General features: G+C 71.1%; 23 protein-coding genes. 13 read left to right on the plus strand and 10 right to left on the minus strand.

Annotated features, from left to right (window positions below; genetic code table 11):
- The first annotated feature begins 37 nt into the window (after nucleotides 1-37).
- The 4 genes from ACFVFH_RS05990 to ACFVFH_RS06005 all read left to right on the plus strand — a co-directional run bounded on the left by ACFVFH_RS05990 (nucleotide 38) and on the right by ACFVFH_RS06005 (nucleotide 2895).
- A complete protein-coding gene (locus ACFVFH_RS05990) occupies nucleotides 38-403 on the plus strand; it encodes a YciI family protein (RefSeq protein WP_383763981.1) in 366 nt (121 codons plus the stop codon).
- Nucleotides 404-444: 41 nt separating this feature from the next.
- A complete protein-coding gene (locus ACFVFH_RS05995; RefSeq protein ID WP_383763983.1) occupies nucleotides 445-1713 on the plus strand; it encodes an RNA polymerase sigma factor in 1269 nt (422 codons plus the stop codon).
- A gap of 99 nt (nucleotides 1714-1812) precedes the next feature.
- Nucleotides 1813-2478 carry a hypothetical protein gene (locus ACFVFH_RS06000; protein WP_383763986.1) on the plus strand — a complete coding sequence of 222 codons (666 nt, stop codon included), beginning with the start codon at nucleotides 1813-1815 and terminating at the stop codon, nucleotides 2476-2478.
- Between the two features lie 51 nt (nucleotides 2479-2529).
- Nucleotides 2530-2895 carry a hypothetical protein gene (locus tag ACFVFH_RS06005; RefSeq protein ID WP_383763989.1) on the plus strand — a complete coding sequence of 122 codons (366 nt, stop codon included), beginning with the start codon at nucleotides 2530-2532 and terminating at the stop codon, nucleotides 2893-2895.
- A 12-nt stretch (nucleotides 2896-2907) separates the two neighbouring features.
- On the opposite strand, the gene ACFVFH_RS06010 is transcribed toward ACFVFH_RS06005, so the two are convergent.
- On the minus strand, nucleotides 2908-4161 hold the full coding sequence (locus ACFVFH_RS06010; RefSeq protein ID WP_383763992.1) for a methyltransferase domain-containing protein: 1254 nt from the start codon (nucleotides 4159-4161) through the stop codon (nucleotides 2908-2910).
- Nucleotides 4162-4276: 115 nt separating this feature from the next.
- Between ACFVFH_RS06010 and ACFVFH_RS06015 the strand changes: the two genes are divergently transcribed.
- Together ACFVFH_RS06015 and ACFVFH_RS06020 are read left to right on the plus strand one after the other, a co-directional pair.
- Nucleotides 4277-5278: a polysaccharide deacetylase family protein gene (locus tag ACFVFH_RS06015; RefSeq protein WP_383763995.1), complete on the plus strand. Its 1002-nt coding sequence runs from the start codon at nucleotides 4277-4279 to the stop codon at nucleotides 5276-5278.
- The gene (locus tag ACFVFH_RS06020) at nucleotides 5275-5583 is read left to right on the plus strand and encodes a hypothetical protein (RefSeq protein ID WP_383763998.1); all 309 of its coding nucleotides are present in this window, start codon (nucleotides 5275-5277) and stop codon (nucleotides 5581-5583) included. The genes ACFVFH_RS06015 and ACFVFH_RS06020 overlap by 4 nt, the downstream gene beginning before the upstream one ends.
- Before the next feature lie 86 nt (nucleotides 5584-5669).
- Here the strand turns inward: ACFVFH_RS06020 and ACFVFH_RS06025 are convergent, their stop codons facing one another.
- Nucleotides 5670-5999 carry a hypothetical protein gene (locus ACFVFH_RS06025; protein ID WP_383764001.1) on the minus strand — a complete coding sequence of 110 codons (330 nt, stop codon included), beginning with the start codon at nucleotides 5997-5999 and terminating at the stop codon, nucleotides 5670-5672.
- A gap of 292 nt (nucleotides 6000-6291) precedes the next feature.
- Between ACFVFH_RS06025 and groES the strand changes: the two genes are divergently transcribed.
- Entirely contained in the window at nucleotides 6292-6600 is a 309-nt protein-coding gene (groES, locus tag ACFVFH_RS06030; RefSeq protein ID WP_093540722.1) for a co-chaperone GroES, read from the plus strand.
- Between the two features lie 97 nt (nucleotides 6601-6697).
- On the plus strand, nucleotides 6698-8323 hold the full coding sequence (gene groL / locus ACFVFH_RS06035; protein ID WP_383764004.1) for a chaperonin GroEL: 1626 nt from the start codon (nucleotides 6698-6700) through the stop codon (nucleotides 8321-8323).
- 404 nt (nucleotides 8324-8727) lie between these two features.
- Here groL and ACFVFH_RS06040 read toward each other — a convergent pair whose 3' ends face one another.
- The 5 genes from ACFVFH_RS06040 to ACFVFH_RS06060 all read right to left on the minus strand — a co-directional run bounded on the left by ACFVFH_RS06040 (nucleotide 8728) and on the right by ACFVFH_RS06060 (nucleotide 14145).
- Nucleotides 8728-9756: a hydroxyacid dehydrogenase gene (locus ACFVFH_RS06040; RefSeq protein WP_383764007.1), complete on the minus strand. Its 1029-nt coding sequence runs from the start codon at nucleotides 9754-9756 to the stop codon at nucleotides 8728-8730.
- Between the two features lie 35 nt (nucleotides 9757-9791).
- Nucleotides 9792-10646 (minus strand): carbohydrate ABC transporter permease, encoded by an 855-nt coding sequence (locus ACFVFH_RS06045; protein ID WP_383764010.1) that lies wholly within the window; start codon nucleotides 10644-10646, stop codon nucleotides 9792-9794.
- Complete coding sequence (locus tag ACFVFH_RS06050; RefSeq protein ID WP_383764013.1) at nucleotides 10643-11536, minus strand: carbohydrate ABC transporter permease; 894 nt, start codon at nucleotides 11534-11536, stop codon at nucleotides 10643-10645. The genes ACFVFH_RS06045 and ACFVFH_RS06050 overlap by 4 nt, the downstream gene beginning before the upstream one ends.
- Nucleotides 11536-12864, minus strand: coding sequence for an ABC transporter substrate-binding protein (locus ACFVFH_RS06055; protein WP_383764016.1), 1329 nt, complete (start codon nucleotides 12862-12864; stop codon nucleotides 11536-11538). The genes ACFVFH_RS06050 and ACFVFH_RS06055 overlap by 1 nt, the downstream gene beginning before the upstream one ends.
- A gap of 189 nt (nucleotides 12865-13053) precedes the next feature.
- Nucleotides 13054-14145, minus strand: coding sequence for a substrate-binding domain-containing protein (locus ACFVFH_RS06060; RefSeq protein ID WP_383764019.1), 1092 nt, complete (start codon nucleotides 14143-14145; stop codon nucleotides 13054-13056).
- Nucleotides 14146-14415: 270 nt separating this feature from the next.
- On the opposite strand from ACFVFH_RS06060, the gene ACFVFH_RS06065 reads away from it, so the two are divergent.
- Complete coding sequence (locus ACFVFH_RS06065; protein WP_383764022.1) at nucleotides 14416-15945, plus strand: right-handed parallel beta-helix repeat-containing protein; 1530 nt, start codon at nucleotides 14416-14418, stop codon at nucleotides 15943-15945.
- 8 nt (nucleotides 15946-15953) lie between these two features.
- On the opposite strand, the gene ACFVFH_RS06070 is transcribed toward ACFVFH_RS06065, so the two are convergent.
- Both ACFVFH_RS06070 and ACFVFH_RS06075 read right to left on the minus strand, forming a co-directional pair.
- Complete coding sequence (locus ACFVFH_RS06070) at nucleotides 15954-16727, minus strand: SDR family NAD(P)-dependent oxidoreductase (protein WP_383764025.1); 774 nt, start codon at nucleotides 16725-16727, stop codon at nucleotides 15954-15956.
- Between the two features lie 35 nt (nucleotides 16728-16762).
- A complete protein-coding gene (locus ACFVFH_RS06075; protein WP_383765552.1) occupies nucleotides 16763-17437 on the minus strand; it encodes an MOSC domain-containing protein in 675 nt (224 codons plus the stop codon).
- 107 nt (nucleotides 17438-17544) lie between these two features.
- On the opposite strand from ACFVFH_RS06075, the gene ACFVFH_RS06080 reads away from it, so the two are divergent.
- Nucleotides 17545-18435, plus strand: coding sequence for a LysR family transcriptional regulator (locus tag ACFVFH_RS06080; RefSeq protein ID WP_383764028.1), 891 nt, complete (start codon nucleotides 17545-17547; stop codon nucleotides 18433-18435).
- A gap of 89 nt (nucleotides 18436-18524) precedes the next feature.
- On the opposite strand, the gene ACFVFH_RS06085 is transcribed toward ACFVFH_RS06080, so the two are convergent.
- Nucleotides 18525-18857: a WhiB family transcriptional regulator gene (locus tag ACFVFH_RS06085; RefSeq protein WP_383764031.1), complete on the minus strand. Its 333-nt coding sequence runs from the start codon at nucleotides 18855-18857 to the stop codon at nucleotides 18525-18527.
- Nucleotides 18858-19269: 412 nt separating this feature from the next.
- Between ACFVFH_RS06085 and ACFVFH_RS06090 the strand changes: the two genes are divergently transcribed.
- The 3 genes from ACFVFH_RS06090 to guaB all read left to right on the plus strand — a co-directional run bounded on the left by ACFVFH_RS06090 (nucleotide 19270) and on the right by guaB (nucleotide 22396).
- Nucleotides 19270-19881, plus strand: coding sequence for a response regulator transcription factor (locus ACFVFH_RS06090; protein ID WP_003948568.1), 612 nt, complete (start codon nucleotides 19270-19272; stop codon nucleotides 19879-19881).
- Between the two features lie 297 nt (nucleotides 19882-20178).
- Entirely contained in the window at nucleotides 20179-20754 is a 576-nt protein-coding gene (locus tag ACFVFH_RS06095; RefSeq protein WP_383764034.1) for a sigma-70 family RNA polymerase sigma factor, read from the plus strand.
- A gap of 139 nt (nucleotides 20755-20893) precedes the next feature.
- A complete protein-coding gene (gene guaB, locus ACFVFH_RS06100) occupies nucleotides 20894-22396 on the plus strand; it encodes an IMP dehydrogenase (RefSeq protein ID WP_093540711.1) in 1503 nt (500 codons plus the stop codon).
- Nucleotides 22397-22497: the final 101 nt, after the last annotated feature.

Consider the following 22497-nt stretch of genomic DNA (forward strand, 5'->3'; position numbering starts at 1 on the left):
GCGGGGACCGACCCCGCCCCCGGACCCAGGAGGCACCATGCCACGCTTCATGTCGCTGATCCGCATCGACGAGCAGCACCCCTTCCCCGAACCGGACCCCGAGTTCGAGAAGCGCATGGGCGCCCTGTTCGAGGAGATCACCAAGGCGGGCGTCATGCTGGAGACGGCCGGGCTCGCCCCGACCTCCCAAGGGACCAGGGTCACCTGGTCCGGCGGGAAGCTCAGCCGGACCGACGGGCCCTTCACCGAGACCAAGGAGGTCGTCGGCGGCTACGCCATCCTCCAGGTCAAGGACGAGGAGGAGGCCCTGGAGTGGACCCGGCGCTTCCTGCGCACCCACCCGGAGAGCTGGACCGTGACCTCCGAGGTCCGCCGGATCGACGAGGGCACCCCGGGCGCCTGACCGGTCCCGTTTGCCCCGCCCCGGTGCGGCTGCTGTGATGGGTGACCGTGACGGCAGCAGGCGCGACCGGGGCGGTCGAGACGGTCTTCAGGATCGAGTCCCCGCGGATCATCGCGGCGGTCGCCCGCATCGTGCGGGACGTCGGCATGGCCGAGGAGATCGCGCAGGACGCCCTGGTGGCCGCATTGGAGCAGTGGCCGGAGTCAGGTGTCCCGGACCGGCCGGGCGCCTGGCTCATGGCCACCGCCAGACACCGCGCGATCGATCTCGTACGCCGCAAGGAGACCTACGCGCGCAAGCTGGCCGAGGTGGGCCGTTCCCTGGCGGACGTGCCGCCGCCCGAGCCCCCCGGGACGGACGGCATCGACGACGATCTGCTCCGGCTGATCTTCACCGCCTGCCACCCGGTGCTCGCCACCGAGGCCCGGATCGCTCTCACCCTGCGTCTGCTCGGCGGCCTGACCACCGAAGAGATCGCCCGCGCGTTCCTGGCCCCGGAACCGACCGTCGCCCAGCGCATCGTCCGGGCGAAACGGACCCTGGGCCGCGCGGGCATCCCCTTCGAGGCGCCGTACGGGCCGGAGCGCGCCGCCCGCCTCGGTCCGGTGCTCGAAGTGATCTACCTGATCTTCAACGAGGGGTACGCGGCGACCGCGGGCGACGACTGGCTGCGCCCCGCGCTCTGCGAGGACGCGCTGCGGCTGGCCCGGGTGCTCGCCGGTCTGATGGAACAGGAGCCCGAGGTCCACGGACTGGCCGCGCTGCTGGAGCTCCAGGCCGCACGGACCGCCGCCCGGACCGGGCCGGACGGTGCGCCGGTGCTCCTCGCCGACCAGGACCGGGCCCGCTGGGACCGCCTGCTGATCCGGCGCGGGGTCGCCGCCCTGGAGCGGGCCGTGGCCCGGAGCGGGGGCGCCGGGCTCGGCCCGTACACCGTGCAGGCCGCGATCGCCGCCTGCCATGCGCGGGCGGCGACGTACGAGGACACCGACTGGGACACCATCGCCGCCCTCTACGACCGCCTCGCCGCGATCGTCCCGTCCCCGGTCGTCGGGCTGAACCGGGCCGTGGCGGTCTCGATGGCGCGGGGACCGGCGGCCGGTCTCGCCCTGGTCGACGCGCTGGCCGGTGACCCGGCGCTGCGGGGCTACCATCTGCTGCCCAGCGTCCGCGGGGACCTGCTGGCCAGGACGGGGCGGCTGGCGGAGGCACGGGCGGAGTTCACGCGGGCGGCCGGGCTGACCCGCAACGCACGGGAACGGGCGTTGCTGCTGGCCCGCGCGGAACACCCGGCCCGGGACGGCCGCTGACCGCCCGTCACCGGCCGGCGCGCCGCGCCGCGGAAGCCGCGCCCCGGGAAGCGCCGCTCCCGAACCGGCCCCGCACACACGGTCGGTAGGGTCTGCACCATGTCTCCCCGCGCACCTCTGCCGCCGCCACCGCCTCCCGTGGGCATACGTTCCTGGCCCGACCGGGAGGCCCTGCTCGCCGACCGGGCCGCGGTGCTCGACGCCTTGGTCCGGGACCATGTGGCACCGGGGCGGCTGGCGCTGCTGTGGCTGTGGGGGGCGCTCTGCGCGCTCGGCTGGCTGCTGGTGGGCACGGCGCTGATCACCTTCGAGGAGTCCTACGACGTCATCAGCGCCGCGGTCGGGGTGGTCATCGTCGCCATGGGCGTCGGCTGTGTGGTGCCCGCCGTCATCGTCGTCGTCATCGGCCTGCGCCGGGACGGCAGGATCCGCCGGCTGCTCGACGCCTGGGGCGGCCTGGACCGCGATCCGGCACGCGACGCGGCCCTGCGGATGCCGGGCGTCTCCCTCGCCTGGCTGCTGATGTCCTTCGCGCTCTGCGCGGTCGGGCTGTACGCCTGCGTCGCCGTCCCGGCCGGCGGCGGACTGAACGGCGAGCCCTACGGACTGGCCGTGCTGGTCATGGGGCTCGGGGTGACCGCCTGGATCGTCGGACTCATCGGCCTGGTCAAGGCGTTCGCCCACCGGCGCTGGGTGCTGCGGGTGCTGGCCGGAGCACCCGCGCCGGAGCCGCTGTTCTCCGTAGGAGGAGGCGCTCACCGCTGACCCCGGTCCTATCCTGGCGTGACACATGGATCACGTCAGGGGGAGGACGACATGGAGTGGTACTGGTGGGTGCTCATCATCTTCTGGACGGGCGGCTTCGGATGGGCCGTCGACAACGTCCGTACGGCACTGCGCAACCGGCACGCCCGCAAGCTCGAACTCCTCGAAGCGGCCAGGCAGGAACGGCTGGCGCTCGAAGCGGCGAACCGGCCGCCGGAGCCGATCTGCGGCTGCACGCACCATCTCGCCAAGCATGACAAGCAGGGCAAGTGCCATGAGCGGATCGAGGTGCCGACGGCCTGGGACGAGGCCAAGAAGCCGGTCCGCTTCGAGTCCGGCCAGTGCAACTGCCAGCAGTACGTGGGTCCCCAGCCGCTCTCGCAGGTGTACGCGGAGGACCTGACCGACCTCGCCTGACGGCCGCCGGTCTCAGGCCGGGCCGGTCAGCGGGTGGCCGAGCAGCATCGTCGGCGCTCCGGCCACCCGGGTCAGGAAGACCGTCGCGGAGTTCGGCCCGGCGAGCTTCATCCGGCGGCGCAGTTCCTCCGGTTCGACCGCCGAGCCGCGCTTCTTGACGGTCAGGACGCCCACCTTCCGCTCCCGCAGCAGCGCCTTCAGCTTCTTCATGTTGAACGGCAGCCGGTCGGTGATCTCGTACCCGGAGACGTACGGGGACGCGTACGGCCGGTCGCTCGTGATGTACGCGATGGTCTCGTCGACCAGCCTGCCCTCGCACCGTGCCACGAGGTCGGCGACCAGATGGGCGCGGATGACGGCGCCGTCCGGCTCGTGGAGATAGCGGCCGACCGGGCCGACCGGCGGGGCGGGCAGCGGGGCCCCGGCCCACAGGGAGGCCCCGGCCGGGAGCACGGTGGCGCGGTACGAACCGGCCGCGAAGCCCTCGCCGAACCAGAGCACCGCCTCCTTCACGTCGCCGCCGTCCGAGATCCACTCGGCCTCCGCCTGCGCCGGGATCGCCTCGTGCGGGATGCCCGGGGCGATCTTCAGGGCGGCGCGGGGGGCGGCGAGCGCGGCGCCGGTCGCCCAGGAGAGCGGCGGCGAGTAGGCCTCCGGGTCGAAGATCCGGCCCCGGCCGCCGCGCCGGGCCGGGTCGACGAAGACCGCGTCGTACGGCGAGGTGTCGATGTCGGCGACATCGGCGCACCGCACCTCGATCAGACCGTCCAGGCCCAGGGCTGCGGCGTTGGCGCGGGCCACCTCGGCGGTCAGCGGGTCGCGGTCCACGGCGAGCACGCCGATGCCCGCCCGCGCGAGCGCGATCGCGTCGCCGCCGATCCCGCAGCAGAGGTCGGCGACCCGGCGCACCCCGCCCGTCTCCGCGAACCGCCGCGCGCGATGGGCGGCCACCGAGGTACGGGTCGCCTGCTCGACGCCGTTCGGCGTGAAGAACATCCGGTACGCGTCCTCGGCGCCGAACTTCGCCACCGCCCGCTGTCGCAGCCGGGCCTGTCCCAGCGCCGCCGACACCAGGGCGGCCGGGTGGCTGCGGCGCAGCCGGGTGGCGGTGGCGAGTTCCTGGGCGGGGTCGTACGTCCGCAGTTCGTCCAGGAGCGCGGCGCCCTCGGGGGTGCGCAGGGCCTGGAAGGCGGCGAGGGGGTCGGGGGCGTCGGACCGGCCGGCGGCGGACGGGTCGTTCGGGGCGAGAGCGTTCACTCGTCCCATTGTGAGCCAGCCGGGTAGACCGGCGGGCCCGGCGGCGGTGTCGGGCCGGGAGGCCGATCGCGTGCTGGCAGGATGCGGCGCCATGCAACTAGTACGACAAAACGAAAAAAACACAATGAAGCGTCACGGAACCTCCGTATCGGGCACCGGACGCGGCCGGAGTCCGGGCGGGCACCGGCCCGCCTGCGCCGTCCTGGCCGCCCTCCTGGTCGCCGCGGTCGGCTCCGGCTGCGCCTCCGGGGCGGGCGGCGAGGACGAGCACCGGGAGCGGCCCGTCGTCGGCTTCCCGGGAGCGGAGGCGGGCACGAACCCCGGCGCCGGACGTCCGGGCGGCCCCGGACAGCGCGCCCCCCAGGCGCGGGAGCCCGGCGAGGCCCACGAGAACGCGAAGCTCGCCCCGGCCGTGCGCGCGACGCTCGCCAAGAAGTGGGGGCTGGAGAAGACACCGCTGATCGCACCGCCGCCGCCCCTGGTGAAGCCGCGCATCACCACCCGCGAGGGCTTCGAGGTGGAGGGCGGCGACGACTCGCTGCCACCGGTCTTCACCACCGTCCCGACCAAGGACCGCGTCGTCTTCCTGACGATCGACGACGGCTCCGACAAGGACCCCGAGCTGCTCCAGATGATGGACGAGCTGGACATCCCGTACAGCGCGTTCCTCAGCGACTACGAGGTGAACGACAACTACGGATACTTCGGCGAGGCCCAGCGGCTGGGCGTCGCCCTCGACAACCACACGCTCACCCACCCCTATCTCCCCGGCCTCTCGTACGCCGAGCAGAAGCGCGAGATCTGCCATCAGCAGGACATCATCGAGAAGCAGTTCGGGAAGCGGCCCGTCCTCTTCCGCCCGCCCTACGGCAACTACAACGGGGACACGCTCCGCATCGCGCGGTCCTGCGGGATCAAGGCGGTGCCCCTCTGGAACGCCGAGGCATTCCCCGACCACATGGAGTGGCGCGAGGAGGACGAGGACCTGCACCCGGGCGACATCATCCTCACGCACTTCCGGGGGCGCGGTGAATGGGGCGGCAGCATGGCCGACCTGGTCCGGGCGGTCATGAAGACCGTCACGGACCGCGGCTACGCCGTGGCCCGGCTGGAGGACTACGTATGAGACGCGCGCACCGGTCGGCGGCCGGACTGCTGCTGGTCGGTGCGCTCCTCACCACCACCGGCTGCGCGCAGTCGGTGGACCCGATCGAACGGCTGGGCCGCAAGGCCGCCCAGCGGGTGAACCGTCCGCCGGAGGCGCCGGTGCACGGCGACCACGGCGGGGCGGGCTCCCTGGTCGTGATCGCCTGCCGTCGGCCGCCGGAGACCCGGCGCTCGCGGCCGTCGCCGCCGCTGAGGCACTGGTGGCCGGCCCGGCCGGGTTCGTACGAGGGAACGGGCACGGGCACCGGCTGCGGGCGGCCGTAGCCCCGTCCCCGCCGGGTTCGTACGAGGGAACGGGCGCGGGCACCGGCTGTGGGCGGCCGTAGCCCCGTCCTCGGCCCGCGGTGTCATCACGCACGGCGTCGGCACCTGGAGCCCGCCCGGGGCCGGTGCGCCCGGATCGGCACGACGGCGAAGAGGCGGGCGGCCGCGGTGATCCCGCCGAAGACCGGGACGGGCGTCCGGGCCGCCGCGGGCGGCTCCGTCGGCCCCGGGCCGCCGGGATCCGTCCGGGAGAGCGCCGGCCGGAGCGTCGCGACCGCGCCGATCGGCGCCTCCAGCGGGATCGGCAGCGGCCCGAGCGCCACATCGAGGCAGCCGTTCACGGCGCGCGACGCGTACGGCCGCCCGGCACGCGGGTCCGGACGCGGGCGCGGAGCGGGGTGCGGGGGACGCGTCATGTCCCCACGGCCGTACGGAACGGTCCGGTCCGTCCGTACGTTGTCCCCACGGTGTCCGGACCGTTGTCCGGACGATGCCCGGCCGCCGCGGCGGCGACGCCACGATCGCGCGAATTGGCACTCCGCTTGACCGAGTGCTAATCCCGGTCATAGTCTCGGTGCTGGCACTCACCACTGGAGAGTGCCAGCAGTACTGCGCGACTGGCAGGTCCGGCACCCGCGACGACGGATCGGCCTGGTCGCCACCCCAAGACTGTTACCCCGTGAGATCTCCGAAGGGGGAGACCGGATCGTGTCGACCGCCAGCACCAAGGTTGCGATCAAGCCGCTCGAGGACCGCATTGTGGTCCAGCCGCTCGACGCCGAGCAGACCACGGCCTCCGGCCTGGTCATTCCGGACACCGCCAAGGAGAAGCCCCAGGAGGGCGTCGTCCTGGCCGTGGGCCCGGGTCGCTTCGAGAACGGCGAGCGCCTTCCGCTCGACGTCAAGACCGGCGACGTCGTGCTGTACAGCAAGTACGGCGGCACCGAGGTGAAGTACAACGGCGAGGAGTACCTCGTCCTCTCGGCTCGCGACGTCCTCGCGATCATCGAGAAGTAATTCACCCACGTTTTCTGTTCTGCGCCCCTGGCCCCCTGCGAACTAACCAGCCGGGCGGCCGGGGGCGCAGTTCGTTCGAGAGGAAAGCTCAGCTCCCATGGCGAAGATCCTGAAGTTCGACGAGGACGCCCGTCGCGCCCTTGAGCGCGGCGTCAACAAGCTTGCCGACACGGTCAAGGTGACGATCGGCCCCAAGGGCCGCAACGTCGTCATCGACAAGAAGTTCGGCGCTCCCACCATCACCAACGACGGTGTCACCATCGCGCGCGAGGTCGAGCTCGACGACCCGTACGAGAACCTCGGTGCCCAGCTGGTGAAGGAGGTGGCGACCAAGACCAACGACGTCGCGGGTGACGGTACGACCACCGCCACCGTGCTCGCCCAGGCGCTCGTCCGCGAGGGTCTGCGCAACGTCGCCGCCGGTGCCTCCCCGGCCGCCCTGAAGAAGGGCATCGACGCCGCGGTCAAGGCCGTGTCCGAGGAGCTCCTCGCGACCGCCCGCCCGATCGACGACAAGACCGACATCGCCGCCGTGGCCGCGCTCTCCGCGCAGGACCCGCAGGTCGGCGAGCTCATCGCGGACGCGATGGACAAGGTCGGCAAGGACGGTGTCATCACCGTCGAGGAGTCCAACACCTTCGGTCTGGACCTCGACTTCACCGAGGGCATGGCCTTCGACAAGGGCTACCTGTCCCCGTACATGGTGACCGACCAGGAGCGTATGGAGGCCGTCCTCGACGACCCGTACATCCTGATCCACCAGGGCAAGATCGGTTCGATCCAGGAGCTGCTCCCGCTGCTGGAGAAGGTCATCCAGGCCGGTGGCTCCAAGCCGCTGCTGATCATCGCCGAGGACGTCGAGGGCGAGGCGCTGTCGACCCTCGTCGTCAACAAGATCCGTGGCACCTTCAACGCCGTCGCGGTGAAGGCCCCGGGCTTCGGTGACCGCCGCAAGGCCATGCTCGGCGACATCGCCACCCTCACCGGTGCGACCGTCATCGCCGAGGAGGTCGGCCTCAAGCTCGACCAGGCCGGTCTGGACGTGCTGGGCACCGCCCGTCGCGTCACCGTCTCCAAGGACGACACGACGATCGTGGACGGCGGCGGCGAGCCCGGCGACGTCAAGGGCCGGGTCAACCAGATCAAGGCCGAGATCGACGCCACGGACTCCGACTGGGACCGCGAGAAGCTCCAGGAGCGCCTCGCGAAGCTGGCCGGCGGCGTGTGCGTGATCCGTGTCGGTGCCGCCACCGAGGTGGAGCTCAAGGAGAAGAAGCACCGTCTGGAGGACGCCATCTCCGCGACCCGCGCCGCGGTCGAGGAGGGCATCGTCTCCGGTGGTGGCTCCGCTCTGGTCCACGCCGTCAAGGTCCTGGAGGGCAACCTCGACAAGACCGGCGACGAGGCCACCGGTGTCGCGGTCGTGCGCCGCGCCGCCGTCGAGCCGCTGCGCTGGATCGCCGAGAACGCCGGTCTCGAGGGCTACGTCATCACCTCGAAGGTCTCCGAGCTCGACAAGGGCCAGGGCTTCAACGCCGCGACCGGCGAGTACGGCGACCTGGTGAAGGCCGGCGTCATCGACCCGGTCAAGGTCACCCGCTCCGCGCTGGAGAACGCCGCGTCCATCGCGTCGCTGCTGCTCACGACCGAGACCCTGGTCGTCGAGAAGCCGGCCGAGGAAGAGGCCGAGGCCGCCCACGGCGGTCACGGCCACGCCCACTGACGCGTAACCGCTCGGGGCGCACAGCCGCAGAAGGCCCCCTGTCCCACCGCTCGACGGTGGGACAGGGGGCCTTTCGGCGTTCGGGGGCCACCGGAAGCCTTCGGCATCGCAGCTCGTCCGGGCGCTGTCAATACGCAGAACTCCCCATGTGATCTCCGTACGCCGTCCGGCAGAGTGGGCGCCCGGGTGGCAGGCGTCATCGGCCACCGGATCGCCCCGCGGCGGGTAGCCGCGCACCGTACGCGGTGTGCACCGGTACCCCGGGGGAGCGGGGCACGGAGAAGGCCGGTCGGCTCGGGGGATGCCGACCGGCCGGGACCGTCCGTGTCAGGGCTACGCGTCCGGATCGTGCCGGGCTCGCGCGCCCGGTGCCCGATCCGGACGGCGGCACTTCGGTATACGCCCTACGCCGAGCGCGGCAGCGCCCCCGCGAACACCGGGTCCGCGAAGGGCAGACCGGATCCGAAGCGCTCCAGCTCGTCCAGTGCCTGATCGGCCATCCGGTGCAGCTCGTCGCCCAGCGAACCCGCCACGTGCGGAGTGAGCAGCACATTGGGCAGCGTGTACAACGGCGAGTGCGCGGGCGGGAGTTCGGGGTCGGTCACATCCAGCACCGCGCGCAGCCGGCCGGTCGTCAGCTCGGCGAGCAGCGCGTCCTCGTCGATCAGCGAACCCCGCGCCGTGTTGATCAGCGTCGTCCCGGACGCCATGGCGGACAGCTGCGCCGCACCGATCAGATGGTGGGTCTCCGGCAGCTGCGGCGCGTGCACCGAGACCACGGAGCTGCTCGCGCACAGCTCGTCGAGCGGGGCGAGCCGCACGCCGAGCCGTGCCGCCTCCGCGTCGTCCACGTACGGGTCGTACAGCAGCACGTCCAGGTCGAAGGGGCGCAGCAGTTCGATCACCCGCCGGCCGATGCGGGAAGCGCCGACGATGCCGACCGTACGACGGTAGTTGCCGGCCCCGTCGAGCTCCGAGAGCCAGTCGTGGTCGGTGCGCAGCTCGCGGTAGCGGTGCGCGGTGTGCAGGATCCGCTTGCCCGCGAACAGGATCGTGGCGAGGGTGAACTCGGCGACCGGCAGCGCGTTGGCGTTGGCCGCCGAGGTGACGGCGATGCCGCGTTCCCAGCAGGCGTCGGTGATGTGGTGCTTCACGGAACCCGCGGCGTGCACGACGGCCCGCAGCCGGGGCGCGCCCGCCAGCACCTCCTCGGTGAGCGGTGTCGCTCCCCAGCAGGTGAACAGCACCTCGGCCTCGGCGAGCGCGGCGGCCACCTCGGGCGTCGGGTCGGCCAGGTCGTGGGCGACGAGGTGCGGGTCGGTGCGGGCGAGGGCGGCCAGCCGGGTGCGGTGGCGGTCGGCGAGGAGGCGGTCGGCGATGCCGGGCCCCATCGCGAGCAGGGCCGTCGGCCGGTTGTCAGTGGCGTGGGGCATGGTGGAACTCGTACTCCTCGGGCTCGCGGTGAGAGTCACTTGACGCTGCCGGCGGTCAGTCCGGCCTTCCAGTGCCGCTGAAGCGAGACGAACGCGACGATCAGGGGGATGACGGCGAGGAGGGAGCCGGTGACGACGAGCGGATAGAAGCTCGGCTCGCCGTGGGTGTTGGTGTTCCAGGAGTACAGACCGAGGCTCAGCGGGAAGAGCTTGCGGTCCGAGAGCATCACCAGGGGGAGGAAGAAGTTGTTCCAGATCGCGGTGAACTGGAAGAGGAAGACGGTCACGAATCCGGGCATGACCATGCGCAGTCCGATGGACCAGAAGACGCGCAGCTCGCCGGCCCCGTCGATACGGGCGGCCTCCAGTGCCTCGTTCGGGATGTAGCCGGTGCTGAAGACCCGGGCGAGATACACGCCGAAGGGGTTGACCAGGACCGGGATCAGGACCGACCAGTAGGTGTTGACCAAGCCGGTCTTGGAGGCCAGCAGGTACATCGGCAGCGCGAGCGCGGTCGTCGGCACGAGCACGCCCATCAGCACGAGACCGAACAGCTTCTCCTTGCCGCGGAACTCGTACTTGTCGAAGGCGTAGCCCGCGGCGACGCAGATCAGCGAGCAGACGAGCGCCCCGCCGCCCGCGTACAGGAGGCTGTTGAGGTACCAGCGGAAGTAGATGCCGTCGCCGTAGGAGGCCAGGTTCGACAGGTTCTCGCCGAGGTTGAAGCCCTCGAAGGAGAAGGCGTTGCCGGCGAGCAGCCCGCCGGTGTCCTTGGTGGCGGCGGTGACCAGCCAGACCAGGGGGAAGAGCATGTAGACGACGGCGAGCAGGAGGAAGCCGTTGACGGCGGTCTTCGACATCCAGCGGCTTCGGGAGGCGGGGGAGTTCATGCTTTCTTGCCCTTCCGGCCGGTGAAGCGGGTGACGACGAAGGACAGCAGCGCGGCCGTGAGCGCCAGCAGGATGGAGGAGGCCGCGGCGAGTCCGTAGTCGTTGCGCCCGAAGGCCGCGGTGTACGCGTACATGTTCGGCGTCCAGGTGGAGGTGACGGCGGAGCCGGTCCCCATGTTGAGGATCAGCGGCTCGGTGAACAGCTGGAGCGAGCCGATGATCGTGAACAGCGCGACCATCACCAGGGAGGAGCGGATCAGCGGCACCTTGATGCTGAGCGCGGTACGCCAGGCACCGGCCCCGTCGACGGTGGCCGCTTCGAGCACGGAGCGGTCGATGGCCTGCAACGCGGCGTAGAAGATCACCATGTTGTAGCCGAGCCACTCCCACAGCGCGATGTTGACGATGGAGGGAAGGGCACCGTCGGGGGAGAGGAAGTCGAAGCCGATCCCGCCGGACTCCATGGCGCTGACCACCGGGCTGAGCTGCGGGGTGTAGAGGTACACCCAGATCAGCGCGGCGATGATGCCGGGCACGGCGTGCGGCAGGAAGAGCGCGAGCTGGAAGAACCGGCGGGCGCGGGCCAGCGTGGAGTCCAGCAGCAGGGCGAGGGCGAGTGCTCCGACGAGCAGCAGCGGAATGTAGAACAGGCAGTATCCGAGGAGTACGCCGAAGCCCTCGCGGAACGCCCGGTCGCCCAGGGCCGCCGTGTAGTTGTCGAGTCCGCTGAAGACGGTCTCGGTGCCGCCGAAGCCCAGGCCGGACTGCTTCTCGGTGAACAGACTGAGCCAGACCGCGTAACCGATCGGCAGAACCATCACCAGGGTGAACAGTACGAAGAAGGGCCCCAGCAGGATGGCGGCGGCTCTGGTCGTCCGGGCGCGCTTCATCAGCCTGCGTCCTCGACCTTCAGACCGCGCTTCTTCAGCTCGGCGACCGTGGCGTCGTGCCCGGCCTTGACGGCGTCCTTGATGGTGGTGCCACCGCTCGCGACCTTGCCGAACTGGTCCTTCATGGTGGTGTTCGTGGTGCCGGTCGTCGGGCCCCAGTTCCAGTTCTGGCCGATCGACGTCGCGGCGCCCTCGAAGACCTGGTAGATGTCCTCGCCGCCGTAGAAGCCGGCGTCGAAGGACTTCTTGGCCACCGGGCGCAGCGCCGCCGCGGCCGGGAAGGCGCTCGACGTGCCGGACTCGATGCGGGCCTTGATGCCTTCCTCGGTGGTCGACATCCAGGTGGCGAACTCGACCGCGGCCTTGGCCTTCTTGCTGGTCTTGGTCACCGCGAAGGTGGAGCCGCCGAGCATGCCGCTGGCGGGCTTGCCGTCCCAGCTGGGCATCGGGGCGACGGCCCACTTGCCGCTCTGCTCAGGCAGCGTGCCCTTGAGGACGCCCGCGCCCCAGGCGGCACCGAGGTAGCCGACGGTGCCGCCGCTCTTGAGGGAGTTGGTCCACTCGGGGCTGAACGAGGCGTTCGCGCGGATCAGGTCGTCGTCGAGGAGGCCCTGCCAGTAGTCGGCGACCTTGTTGGTGGCCGCGTCGGCGGTGCTGACCTTCCAGGTGTCGCCCTCGGGCTTGTACCACTGGGCGCCGGCCTGCCAGGCCATCGCCTGGAAGGTGGTCGGGTCGTCGGGGAAGAAGGTGCCGATCCGGGCCTTCTTGTCGGCCTTCTTGATCTTCTCGGCGGCCTTGCGGAACTCGTCCCAGGTCTTGGGGACCTCGACGCCGTACTTCTCGAACAGGTCCTTGCGGTAGTAGAAGGACTGCGGCGAGGCGTCGAAGGGGACGGCCCAGTTCTTGCCGCCGAGCGTCGTCAGCTCGACCGCCTGCGGCAGCAGCTTCTTCCGGATGTCCTCGGTGAAGTACTGGCCGATGTCCTGGAGCGCGCCCTGGCTGACGTACTCCGGAAGCTGCGGGTACTCGATGGAGACCAGGTCGGGGGCGTTGCCCGCCTTCACCGCGTTGGAGATCTTGGCGTAGCCGCCGGCGTTGCCGGACGGGATCTCCTCGTACACCACCTTGATGTTCTTGTGCGAGGCGTTGAACGCGTCGACGACTTCCTTGGACCCCTTGGCCCAGCCCCAGAAGGTGATGCTGACGGGCTTGCCGTCGCTTCCGGTGGCGGTGTCGTCGTCGCCGCTGCCGCCACAGGCCGTGAGGAGGGCGAGGGCGGTGGCGGTGCCGACTACGGCGAGGGACGTTCTGCTCGGACTGCGGCTCACAGCGAGGCTCCTGAACTGGCGGCGACATTGGCGTTGGCCGTGATCCTTGGACCAGTCGTGACCGAAGTCAAGAGCGAAAGATCGATTGATCGAAAAAAGATCAGATAAGTTACGTACGGAAGCACAGGAGACACTCTGCGGAACCGGGCATGAAGCTCGCGGGAACACCGTCCCCGAGGGCGGACCCGGCTACCGGTGGCGCGCCCCGCACGAGTCCCTGACCCTCAGCTGCGGCAGCAGCGTCAGATGGCGCCGGGGCTCGTCCGTGCTCTGGCCCAGCCGCTCCACCAGCAGTTCCGTGGCATGGCGGCCCACCTCGCGCTTGGGTGGCGCCACCGCCGTGAGCGGGGTGTCCGCGAGCGCCGCCACCTCGTCGTCGTAGGCGATCAGGGCCAGGTCCTCCGGCACCCGCACGCCCAGTTCGGCCAGGCGCTGCACCACCTGGATCGCGTCCACGTCGTTGTGGATCAGCGCCGCCGTCGCCACCCCCGAGAGGACCGCCTCGCGCAGCGCCCGTACGGCCTGCTCGAAGGCGTCCGGGGCCAGCTCGGCCGGTACGGAGTCGATCACGTCCTGCGGGGCGCGCAGCCCGAGCACCGCCAGCGCCTCCGCGTACCCGGAACGCACCGCGACGGCGGTCGGCGAGTCCGCGCGGGCCATCAGCAGCGGCGCCCCGTGCCCGAGCTCCACCAGGTGACGCACCGCCAGCAGCACCCCGTGGGCATGGTCCGAGCAGACCCGGTCCAGGCCGTCCAGCGGGGAGCCGGCGGTGGGCCTGCGCTCCAGCAGCACGGTCGGCACGGGCAGCGAGGCGATCCAGCCGCCGAACGCGGCGGGGTCGCCCGGATCCTGCCAGCCGGGCGCGACCAGCAGCCCTTCGGCGCCCGCGGAGAGCAGCCCCTCGGTGCGCGCGTGGTCCTCCTGCGGGCGGTAGTCGGAGATCCGCAGGACGAGCCTGGCCCCGGCCCGCGCGGCGGCCTCGTGGGCCCCCCGGATGACCTCGGCGAAGTAGTAGGTCGACGAGGGCGCGAGCATGCCGAGGACCAGGCCGCCGCGCGGGGAGCCGGCACCGGAGCCGCTGCCCGGCCCGGTCTCCTGCGGCCAGGACACCGATCCGTGGACGCGGTCCAGCAGGCCCCGGCCCGCCAGCTCCTCCACGTCCCGGCGCGCCGTGACGGACGAGACGCCCAGCAGCGAGGCCAGATCCGAGACCCGGGCCGAACCCCGTTCCCGTACCAGCCCGAGCAGGCGGTCATGACGTTCAGCAGCACTTTCGCGCACGGCGGCAGTCCCCTCGCAGTGTGTGACCCGGCCCGCGGTCCGGCCGGTGCCGGGGCCGTCGTCCGACCCCGGGGTCCTTCGCTCGGACCGGGCCGGGCCCGTTCAAACAAAGAACCCTAGACCAACGTGATCGAACGATGGGAGTTTCGATCATTCAAACGCAATCCATTGACGTTCGATCAATCCGAGTCCAGGATTCCGGCGATGCGGACTCGCCCCGCTCCGCCACCGACTGTTCGTCCCGACCCTGACCGTTCGTACGGAGGAATTGTGAGACATCGCGTCACCGCCGCCGCGCTCGCGGCCCTGACCGCCGCAGCCGGACTGACCGTCGCCGGCCAGACCGCCGCGCAGGCCGCGCCCGCCGGCCGCACCTTCCACGTCGACTGCGCCGCGGACCCGGCAGGAGCCACCGGCAGCAAGAAGCACCCCTGGACCTCGCTCGCCGAGGCCAACGCGCACACCTACGGCCCCGGCGACCGGCTCCTCTTCAAGCGCGGCGCCACCTGCACCGGCACCCTCGCCCCCACCGGCACCGGCTCCGCCCGCGCCCCGTTCACCATCGCCGACTACGGCAACGGCCCGGCCCGCGCCAGGCTCGACGGCGCGGGCGCCCACGACGTCGTCCTGCTCGCCAACACCCAGTACGTGCACCTCAAGGCGCTGGAGATCACCAACGCCGACAACCCCGGCAGCGAGCGCAACGGCGTCCGGCTCCGCCTCACCGACTACGGCGTCGCCCGCGGCTTCGACATCTCCGGCCTCTACATCCACGATGTGCGCGGCGGCGACTACAAGACGGTCTCCGGCTCCAGCGCGATCCACATCGCCGTCGAGGGCACGGCGAAGGCCAGTTGGTACGACGGGCTGGACATCGGCGGCAACCGCATCGAGGACGTCGACCGCGAGGGCATCTACTTCAAGTCGACGTTCTCCAAGCGCGATCTGGTCGGCGACCAGCAGGACCCGAACGTGTACCCGGGGGAGTGGACGCCCAGCACCGGCGTCCGGATCCACCACAACATCCTGAAGTCCCTGGCCGGTGACGGCATGAAGCTCGACACCACCAGCGGCGCCCGCGTCGACCACAACCGGGTCGACGGCTTCCAGCTCCGCTCGCCCTCCGCCAACGCGGGCATCTGGACCTTCAACACCGACGACACCACCGTCGAGTACAACGAGGTCTCGGGCGGCGGCAACACCCACGACGGAATGTCCTTCGACGCCGACGGCGCCTCGCAGAACACCGTCTTCCAGTACAACTACAGCCACGACAACAAGGGCGGCTTCCTGCTGATCTGCCCGTACAGCGGCGCCAAGACCATTGGCACGGTCGCCCGTTACAACGTCAGCAGCGACGACGGCGCCCGCCTCGTCCAGAACTGCTGGGGCCCGATCCTGGGCACCGAGATCTACAACAACACCTTCCACAACAAGGAACAGATCCCCGGCTATCTGGTCCAGGACGACGCCGGCAGCCCCGCCACCACCCAGCACGAACTGGCCATCCGCAACAACGTCTTCGTGAGCGAGGGCACCGGCGGCTACGCCTTCAAGAACCCGACCCCCGGGCTCTCCTTCGACCACAACGCCTTCTACGGCATCGACATGACCCGCCCGAACCCCGGCGGCATCACGGCCGACCCGAAGCTCCGGGCCGACTTCCGGCTCGGCGCGGGCTCGCCGGCCCTCGCCGCCGGAGCCGTCATCGAGAACAACGGCGGCAAGGACTACTTCGGCAACCGGCTCAAGCCCGGCGCCCCCAACATCGGCGCCTACGCGGGCCGCGGGGTGCGGTAACCGACCGCTCACCGGGGACCGTACTTGCGGCCTGTCTTGGAGGCGACCCCTCCGAGCAGGCCGCGCGGCGTCACCTTCACGAGCCCCATCAGCGCCTTGTACCGGGGGTCCGGGACCGAGACCGACTTCCCGCGCGCCAGGTCCGCGAGGGCCGCCTCCACCAGCTTGTCCGCGTCGAGCCACATCCAGCCCGGGATGTTGCCCGTCCCCATCCCGGCCCGCTGGTGGAACTCCGTCCGGACGAACCCCGGGCACAGCGCCATCAGCCGTACCCCCGAGCCGGCCATGTCCTTCGCCGCGCCCTGGGTGAACTGCACCACCCACGCCTTGGACGCGCCGTACGTCCCGCGCGGCAGGAAGGCCGCCACCGAGGCCACGTTGACCACGCCGCCCCGGCCGCGCTCCCGCATCCCGGCCGCGGCCGCCGAGGTCAGCCGCAGCACCGCCTCGCAGTGCACCTTCAGCATCTTCAGTTCATCGGCCATGGGCACGTCCAGATAGTGCCCCTTGTTGCCGAACCCGGCATTGTTGACCAGCAGGTCCACCGGGTGCCGACGGTCCGTCAACCGGTCCTCCACCGCAGCGATCCCCTCGTCCTCGGAGAGGTCGGCCCGCACCACCTCGGCCTCGATGCCGTGCCGGTCGTGCAGTTCGGTCGCCTGCTCGCGCAGCCGCTCGGCGTCGCGTGCCACCAGCACCAGGTTGTGCCCGTCGGCCGCGAGCCGCCGCGCGAAGGCGGCACCGATCCCCGCGGTCGCTCCCGTAATCAGTGCAGTCGTCATACGCGGCACGTTAGTGCCTGGGCGACACCGGGCGATCAGCTGTCCACCGCCTGCTTCCCGACATACTTCAGAGCCGCGCGCAGCGCCTCCGGGTGCAGCGCCTCCCCGGCCGGGAGCAGTCGCGGGAGCAGGTCCCGCCGGGTCGTCGAGGCCAGGAACTCCATCACCACGGTGACGTCGTGGTCCGGCCGGTGCACGATCGCGACCGGATCGCCCGCCCGGATCTCGCCGGGCTCGATCACCCGCAGATAGGCGCCCGGAGCGGCCGCCCGGGTGAACCGCTTGACCCAGCCCCGCTCGCCGAGATGACCGGCGAACGTACGGCACGGAATCCGCCCCGAGGTCACCTCCAGCACCAGATCGGGGCCGATCCGCCAGCGCTCGCCGATCCTGGCGCCGCTCACGTCGAGCCCACGGGTCGTCAGGTTCTCGCCGAACGCGCCATTGGCCAGCGGGCGGCCGAGCTCCCGCTCCCACCGGTCGAGTTCCTCGCGCGCGAAGGCGTACACCGCCTGGTCGGAGCCGCCGTGGTGGCGCAGGTCGCACACCGCGTCCCCGGCCAGCCCGCTGCCGCCGGTGCCCTTGGGCCCGGGGTCGTCGACGCGCACGGGGCCCTCGACGGGCCGCTTGTCGATACCGGTCGTTCCCCCCGGGGCGTCGGTGTGGCCGACGCGCTCCGCTCGTCCCGCGTTGACGGTCAGCAGCCGCATCGGCTCTGTCGGTTCCATGGACGTCATACGGAGACGCTAACCACTCCACCCTCAAAGATGTGCGGTATTAATACGCGCCAGACCCAAGAGGCGCTTATGGTTGAGGGGTGATCGAAGCCCGTCATCTCCGTGTCCTGCGCGCCGTGGCCGCCACCGGCTCGTTCTCCGCCGCCGCCCGCGAGCTGGGCTGCACCCAGCCCGCGGTCAGCCAGCAGATGAAGGCCCTGGAGGCCTCCGCGGGCACCACCCTGCTGATCCGTACGGGACGCGAGATGCGGCTCACCCAGGCCGGCCAGGCCCTCGTGCGGCACGCCTCCGGCATCCTCGCCGGGCTCACCGCCGCCGAGGAGGAGGTCGCCGCGATCGCCGGGCTGCGGGCCGGCCGGGTCCGGCTCGTCTCGTTCCCCAGCGGCAGCTCCACCCTGGTCCCCGGCGCCCTGGCCGCGCTGCGCGAGGCCCACCCCGGCACCCGGGTCTCGCTGGTGGAGGCCGAGCCGCCGCGCTCGGTCGAGATGCTGCGGGAGGGCGACTGCGACATCGCGCTGGCGTTCCGCTACGGCGCCTCCGGCGCGGAGTGGGACGACCTGGTCGTGCGGCCGCTGCTCACCGACCGGCTGATCGGCCTGGTCCCCGAGGGGCACCGGCTGTCGGGCTCGGCCGCCGTGGGCATCGCCGACCTGGCCGGGGAGTCGTGGATCGCGGGCTGCCCGCGCTGCCGCCGCCAGCTCGTGGAGGTCTGCGAGGAGTCGGGCTTCACCCCGCGGATCGACTTCGCCACCGACGACTATCCGGCGGTGGTCGGCCTGGTCGGCGCCGGGCTCGGCGTGGCCGTGCTGCCGGAGCTGGCGATCGAGTCGGTGCGTCCCAAGGGGGCGTGCGCGGTGACGGTGGAACCGGCCATCGAGCGCGAGATCGTCGCACTGACCCTGCCCGACCTGGCCCAGGTCCCGGCGGTGGCGGCCACCCTGGACCGGCTGTCCCTGGCGGCCGCCCGCTGAGCGGCACGCCGACGGCCCGGCCCACGCCACGACCGGTGGCCGGGTGAGGTGCGGAAACGTTTCTCTATTGCCGTACGGGACCGGCGGAATCAGCCGTGCCCCGCCGGGGACGGGACGCCCGCGGGCGCGGCCGCGATCAGCCGGCTGCGGGCCCGTCCCATGAGTTCCTCGCGTTCGTCCTCGGTCAGTCCGCCCCACACTCCGTAGGGCTCGCGCACCGCCAGGGCGTGCGCCGCGCACTCGGCGCGCACCGGGCATCGCATGCAGACCTCTTTCGCCGAGTTCTCACGGGCGCTGCGGGCCGCCCCGCGCTCGCCCTCCGGGTGGAAGAACAGCGAGCTGTCCACCCCGCGGCAGGCCGCCAGCAGCTGCCAGTCCCACAGATCGGCGTTGGGTCCGGGAAGGCGGGAGAAATCTGCCATTGCTTGTCCCCTCGAAACCGTGCTGAGTCGGAAACGTCGTTGTCTTCCGTCATCGACCGTGCCAACGACCGTACATCTACGGTGTAAGCAGATGTAAATATGACTGATTGCGAATCTATCCACAGACACCAGCAAAAGGGAAGAAAACCCGCTAAATGGGGCATAGCTTCATACGAAGTTTCGGTTGAGGATTGGATGATCCGCGCCGTTCTCCTCCGTGTGCGGCCCCTCACGTAGAGTGCCGAACCCGCTTGTCCGACCCGTAACTCTTTCGAGTGACCATCGTTGAGAGGGCGGAAGCGGTTGACGAAAAAAGCGATCGGGCAGGTGTCCGAGAGTGTCAACCGCACAGGTGACGACATGTAACAGCCTGGAGGCTCAAGGTGACGCGCATCGGCTTCGGAGGACGGTCATGACATCCGTCCTCGTCTGCGACGACTCCCCGCTTGCCCGAGAAGCGCTTCGTCGCGCGGTCGCGACCGTGCCCGGCGTCGAGCGGGTGACGACGGCGGCCAACGGCGAGGAAGTCCTCCGCCGCTGGGGCGCCGACCGTTCGGATCTGATTCTGATGGACGTACGCATGCCCGGTCTCGGGGGTGTGGAGACGGTGCGGCGGCTGCTCTCCGCCGACCCCGGCGCCAGGATCATCATGCTGACCGTCGCGGAGGACCTGGACGGTGTCGCGCTCGCGGTCGCCGCCGGTGCCCGCGGCTATCTGCACAAGGACGCCTCCCGCGCGGAGCTGCGCGCCACCGTCACCCAGGCGCTGGCCGATCCGACGTGGCGGCTCGCCCCGCGCCGGCTGCGGTCGGCCGAGATGGGCGCGGCGCCGACGCTCACCGCGCGTGAGATCCAGGTGCTCGAAGGAATGAGCCACGGCCGCTCGAACGCCGAGATCGGCCGTGAGCTGTTCCTCTCGGAGGACACGGTGAAGACGCACGCCAGGCGTCTGTTCAAGAAGCTCGGCGCCTCGGACCGGGCACACGCCGTGGCGCTCGGCTTCCGCTGGGGCCTGGTCCGCTGAGGGCCGGTCGTGGCCGGCAGTCGATCGATTCCCCGTCCGCGCACCGGCGGCCGGGGTGACATGACCGACGTGTGCGGGACGGGCTCCGCTCCACCGGCGGAGCCCGTCGCGCCGAGGACATGTGACGCTTCCCGGCCGATGCCGCATCCTTGATACGTGGAGTTCCTCGGGAACGATTCGGTCGAGCGGAAGGGGAGGGCGCAGGACATGACTTCCGGCGCACCCGCTCATAACGCTTCGGTGCACAACTACGGCCGCGGCGCCGCGGATGACGCGGCTCCGGGGCACCATGGTCCGATGCGTGACGACGAGACGACGGGAATCGGTGCCCTGGTGCACCGTGCCGTCGAGGGCGACGCGCAGGCCACGCACGATCTGCTGGCCCACGTCCACCCCCTCGCGCTGCGCTACTGCAGGTCCCGGCTGAGCCGGCTGCCGGGTGATGCCCGCCACTTCGTGGAGGACCTGGCGCAGGAGGTCTGCGTCGCGGTGCTGATGGCACTGCCGCGCTACAAGGACACCGGAAGGCCCTTCGAGGCCTTCGTCTTCGCCATCGCGGGCCACAAGGTCGCCGATCTCCAGCGGGCCGCCATGCGGCACCCGGGGTCGACGGCCGTGCCGTCCGACGAGATGCCCGAGCGGCCGGACGATTCGCTCGGTCCCGAGGAACGCGCCCTGCTCAGCAGCGACGCCGCCTGGGCCAAGAAGCTCCTCGCCAACCTCCCGGACAACCAGCGCGAGCTGCTCGTCCTGCGGGTCGCCGTCGGGCTGACCGCCGAGGAGACCGGACAGATGCTGGGCATGTCACCGGGCGCGGTCCGGGTCGCCCAGCACCGCGCCCTGAGCAGGCTGAGAGCCCTCGCCGAGCAGTGAACGGACCCGGCTGGGCCCGTGCGGACGGTTCTGTACGAAGCCACAGAACATCCGGGTGATCTTGCTCGTGGAATGAGACACCCCCGGAGGCCGTTAGCATGGACATCCGCACCGATCAAGGCCATTTGGGGAAGGTGTCATGACTGCAAACGTCGACGGAGTGCCCGAGAAATTCGCGACGCTCGGGCTGACATACGACGACGTGCTGCTGCTGCCGGGCGCATCCGAAGTGCTGCCCAACGCGGTCGACATCTCGTCCCGCATCTCCCGCAACGTACGCGTGAACATCCCGCTGCTCTCCGCGGCGATGGACAAGGTCACCGAGTCCCGCATGGCCATCGCCATGGCGCGGCAGGGCGGCGTCGGTGTCCTGCACCGCAACCTGTCCATCGAGGACCAGGTCAACCAGGTCGACCTCGTGAAGCGCTCCGAGTCCGGCATGGTGACCGACCCGATCACCGTGCACCCGGACGCGACGCTGGCCGAGGCCGACGCGCTGTGCGCCAAGTTCCGCATCAGCGGCGTCCCGGTGACCGACCCGGCGGGCAAGCTGCTCGGCATCGTCACCAACCGCGACATGGCCTTCGAGTCCGACCGCACGCGCCAGGTGCGCGAGGTCATGACGCCGATGCCGCTGGTCACGGGCAAGGTCGGCATCTCCGGCGTGGACGCCATGGAGCTGCTGCGCCGCCACAAGATCGAGAAGCTTCCGCTGGTCGACGACGCGGGTGTGCTCAAGGGCCTCATCACGGTCAAGGACTTCGTGAAGGCCGAGCAGTACCCGAACGCCGCCAAGGACGCCGAGGGCCGCCTCCTGGTGGGCGCGGCCGTGGGCGCCAGCCCCGAGGCCCTGGAGCGCGCGCAGGCGCTGGCCGGCGCGGGCGTGGACTTCCTCATCGTCGACACCTCGCACGGCCACAACAGCAACGCGCTGAACTGGATGGCGAAGATCAAGTCCAGCGTCGGCGTCGACGTCATCGGCGGCAACGTCGCGACGCGTGACGGCGCGCAGGCCCTGATCGACGCCGGTGTCGACGGCGTCAAGGTCGGCGTGGGCCCCGGCTCCATCTGCACCACCCGCGTGGTCGCCGGCATCGGCGTCCCGCAGGTCACCGCGATCTACGAGGCCGCCCTCGCCGCCCGCGCGGCCGGTGTCCCGGTCATCGGCGACGGCGGTCTCCAGTACTCCGGCGACATCGGCAAGGCGCTCGCCGCCGGCGCCGACACGGTGATGCTGGGCAGCCTCCTCGCGGGCTGCGAGGAGTCCCCCGGCGAGCTGCTCTTCATCAACGGCAAGCAGTTCAAGTCGTACCGCGGCATGGGTTCCCTCGGGGCGATGCAGTCCCGCGGGCAGGGCCGCTCGTACTCCAAGGACCGCTACTTCCAGGCCGACGTGGCCTCGGACGACAAGCTGGTGCCCGAGGGCATCGAGGGCCAGGTGCCCTACCGCGGCCCGCTGGCCAACGTGCTGCACCAGCTCGTCGGCGGTCTCCGCCAGACCATGGGCTATGTGGGTGCCGCCTCCATCGACGAGATGGAGACCAAGGGCCGCTTCGTCCGGATCACGTCCGCGGGCCTCAAGGAGAGCCACCCGCACGACATCCAGATGACGGTCGAGGCGCCGAACTACAGCAGGAAGTAACACGACGGCGCAGCCGAGGGGCGGTCCGGGGTTCCCGGGACCGCCCCTCAGCCGTGTGTCGGGGATACTGGACAGCGCAGACGTAGAGGGAAAGGCCACAC

Origin of the sequence: Streptomyces sp. NPDC057697, from assembly GCF_042799335.1 — a bacterium.
Classification (GTDB): domain Bacteria; phylum Actinomycetota; class Actinomycetes; order Streptomycetales; family Streptomycetaceae; genus Streptomyces.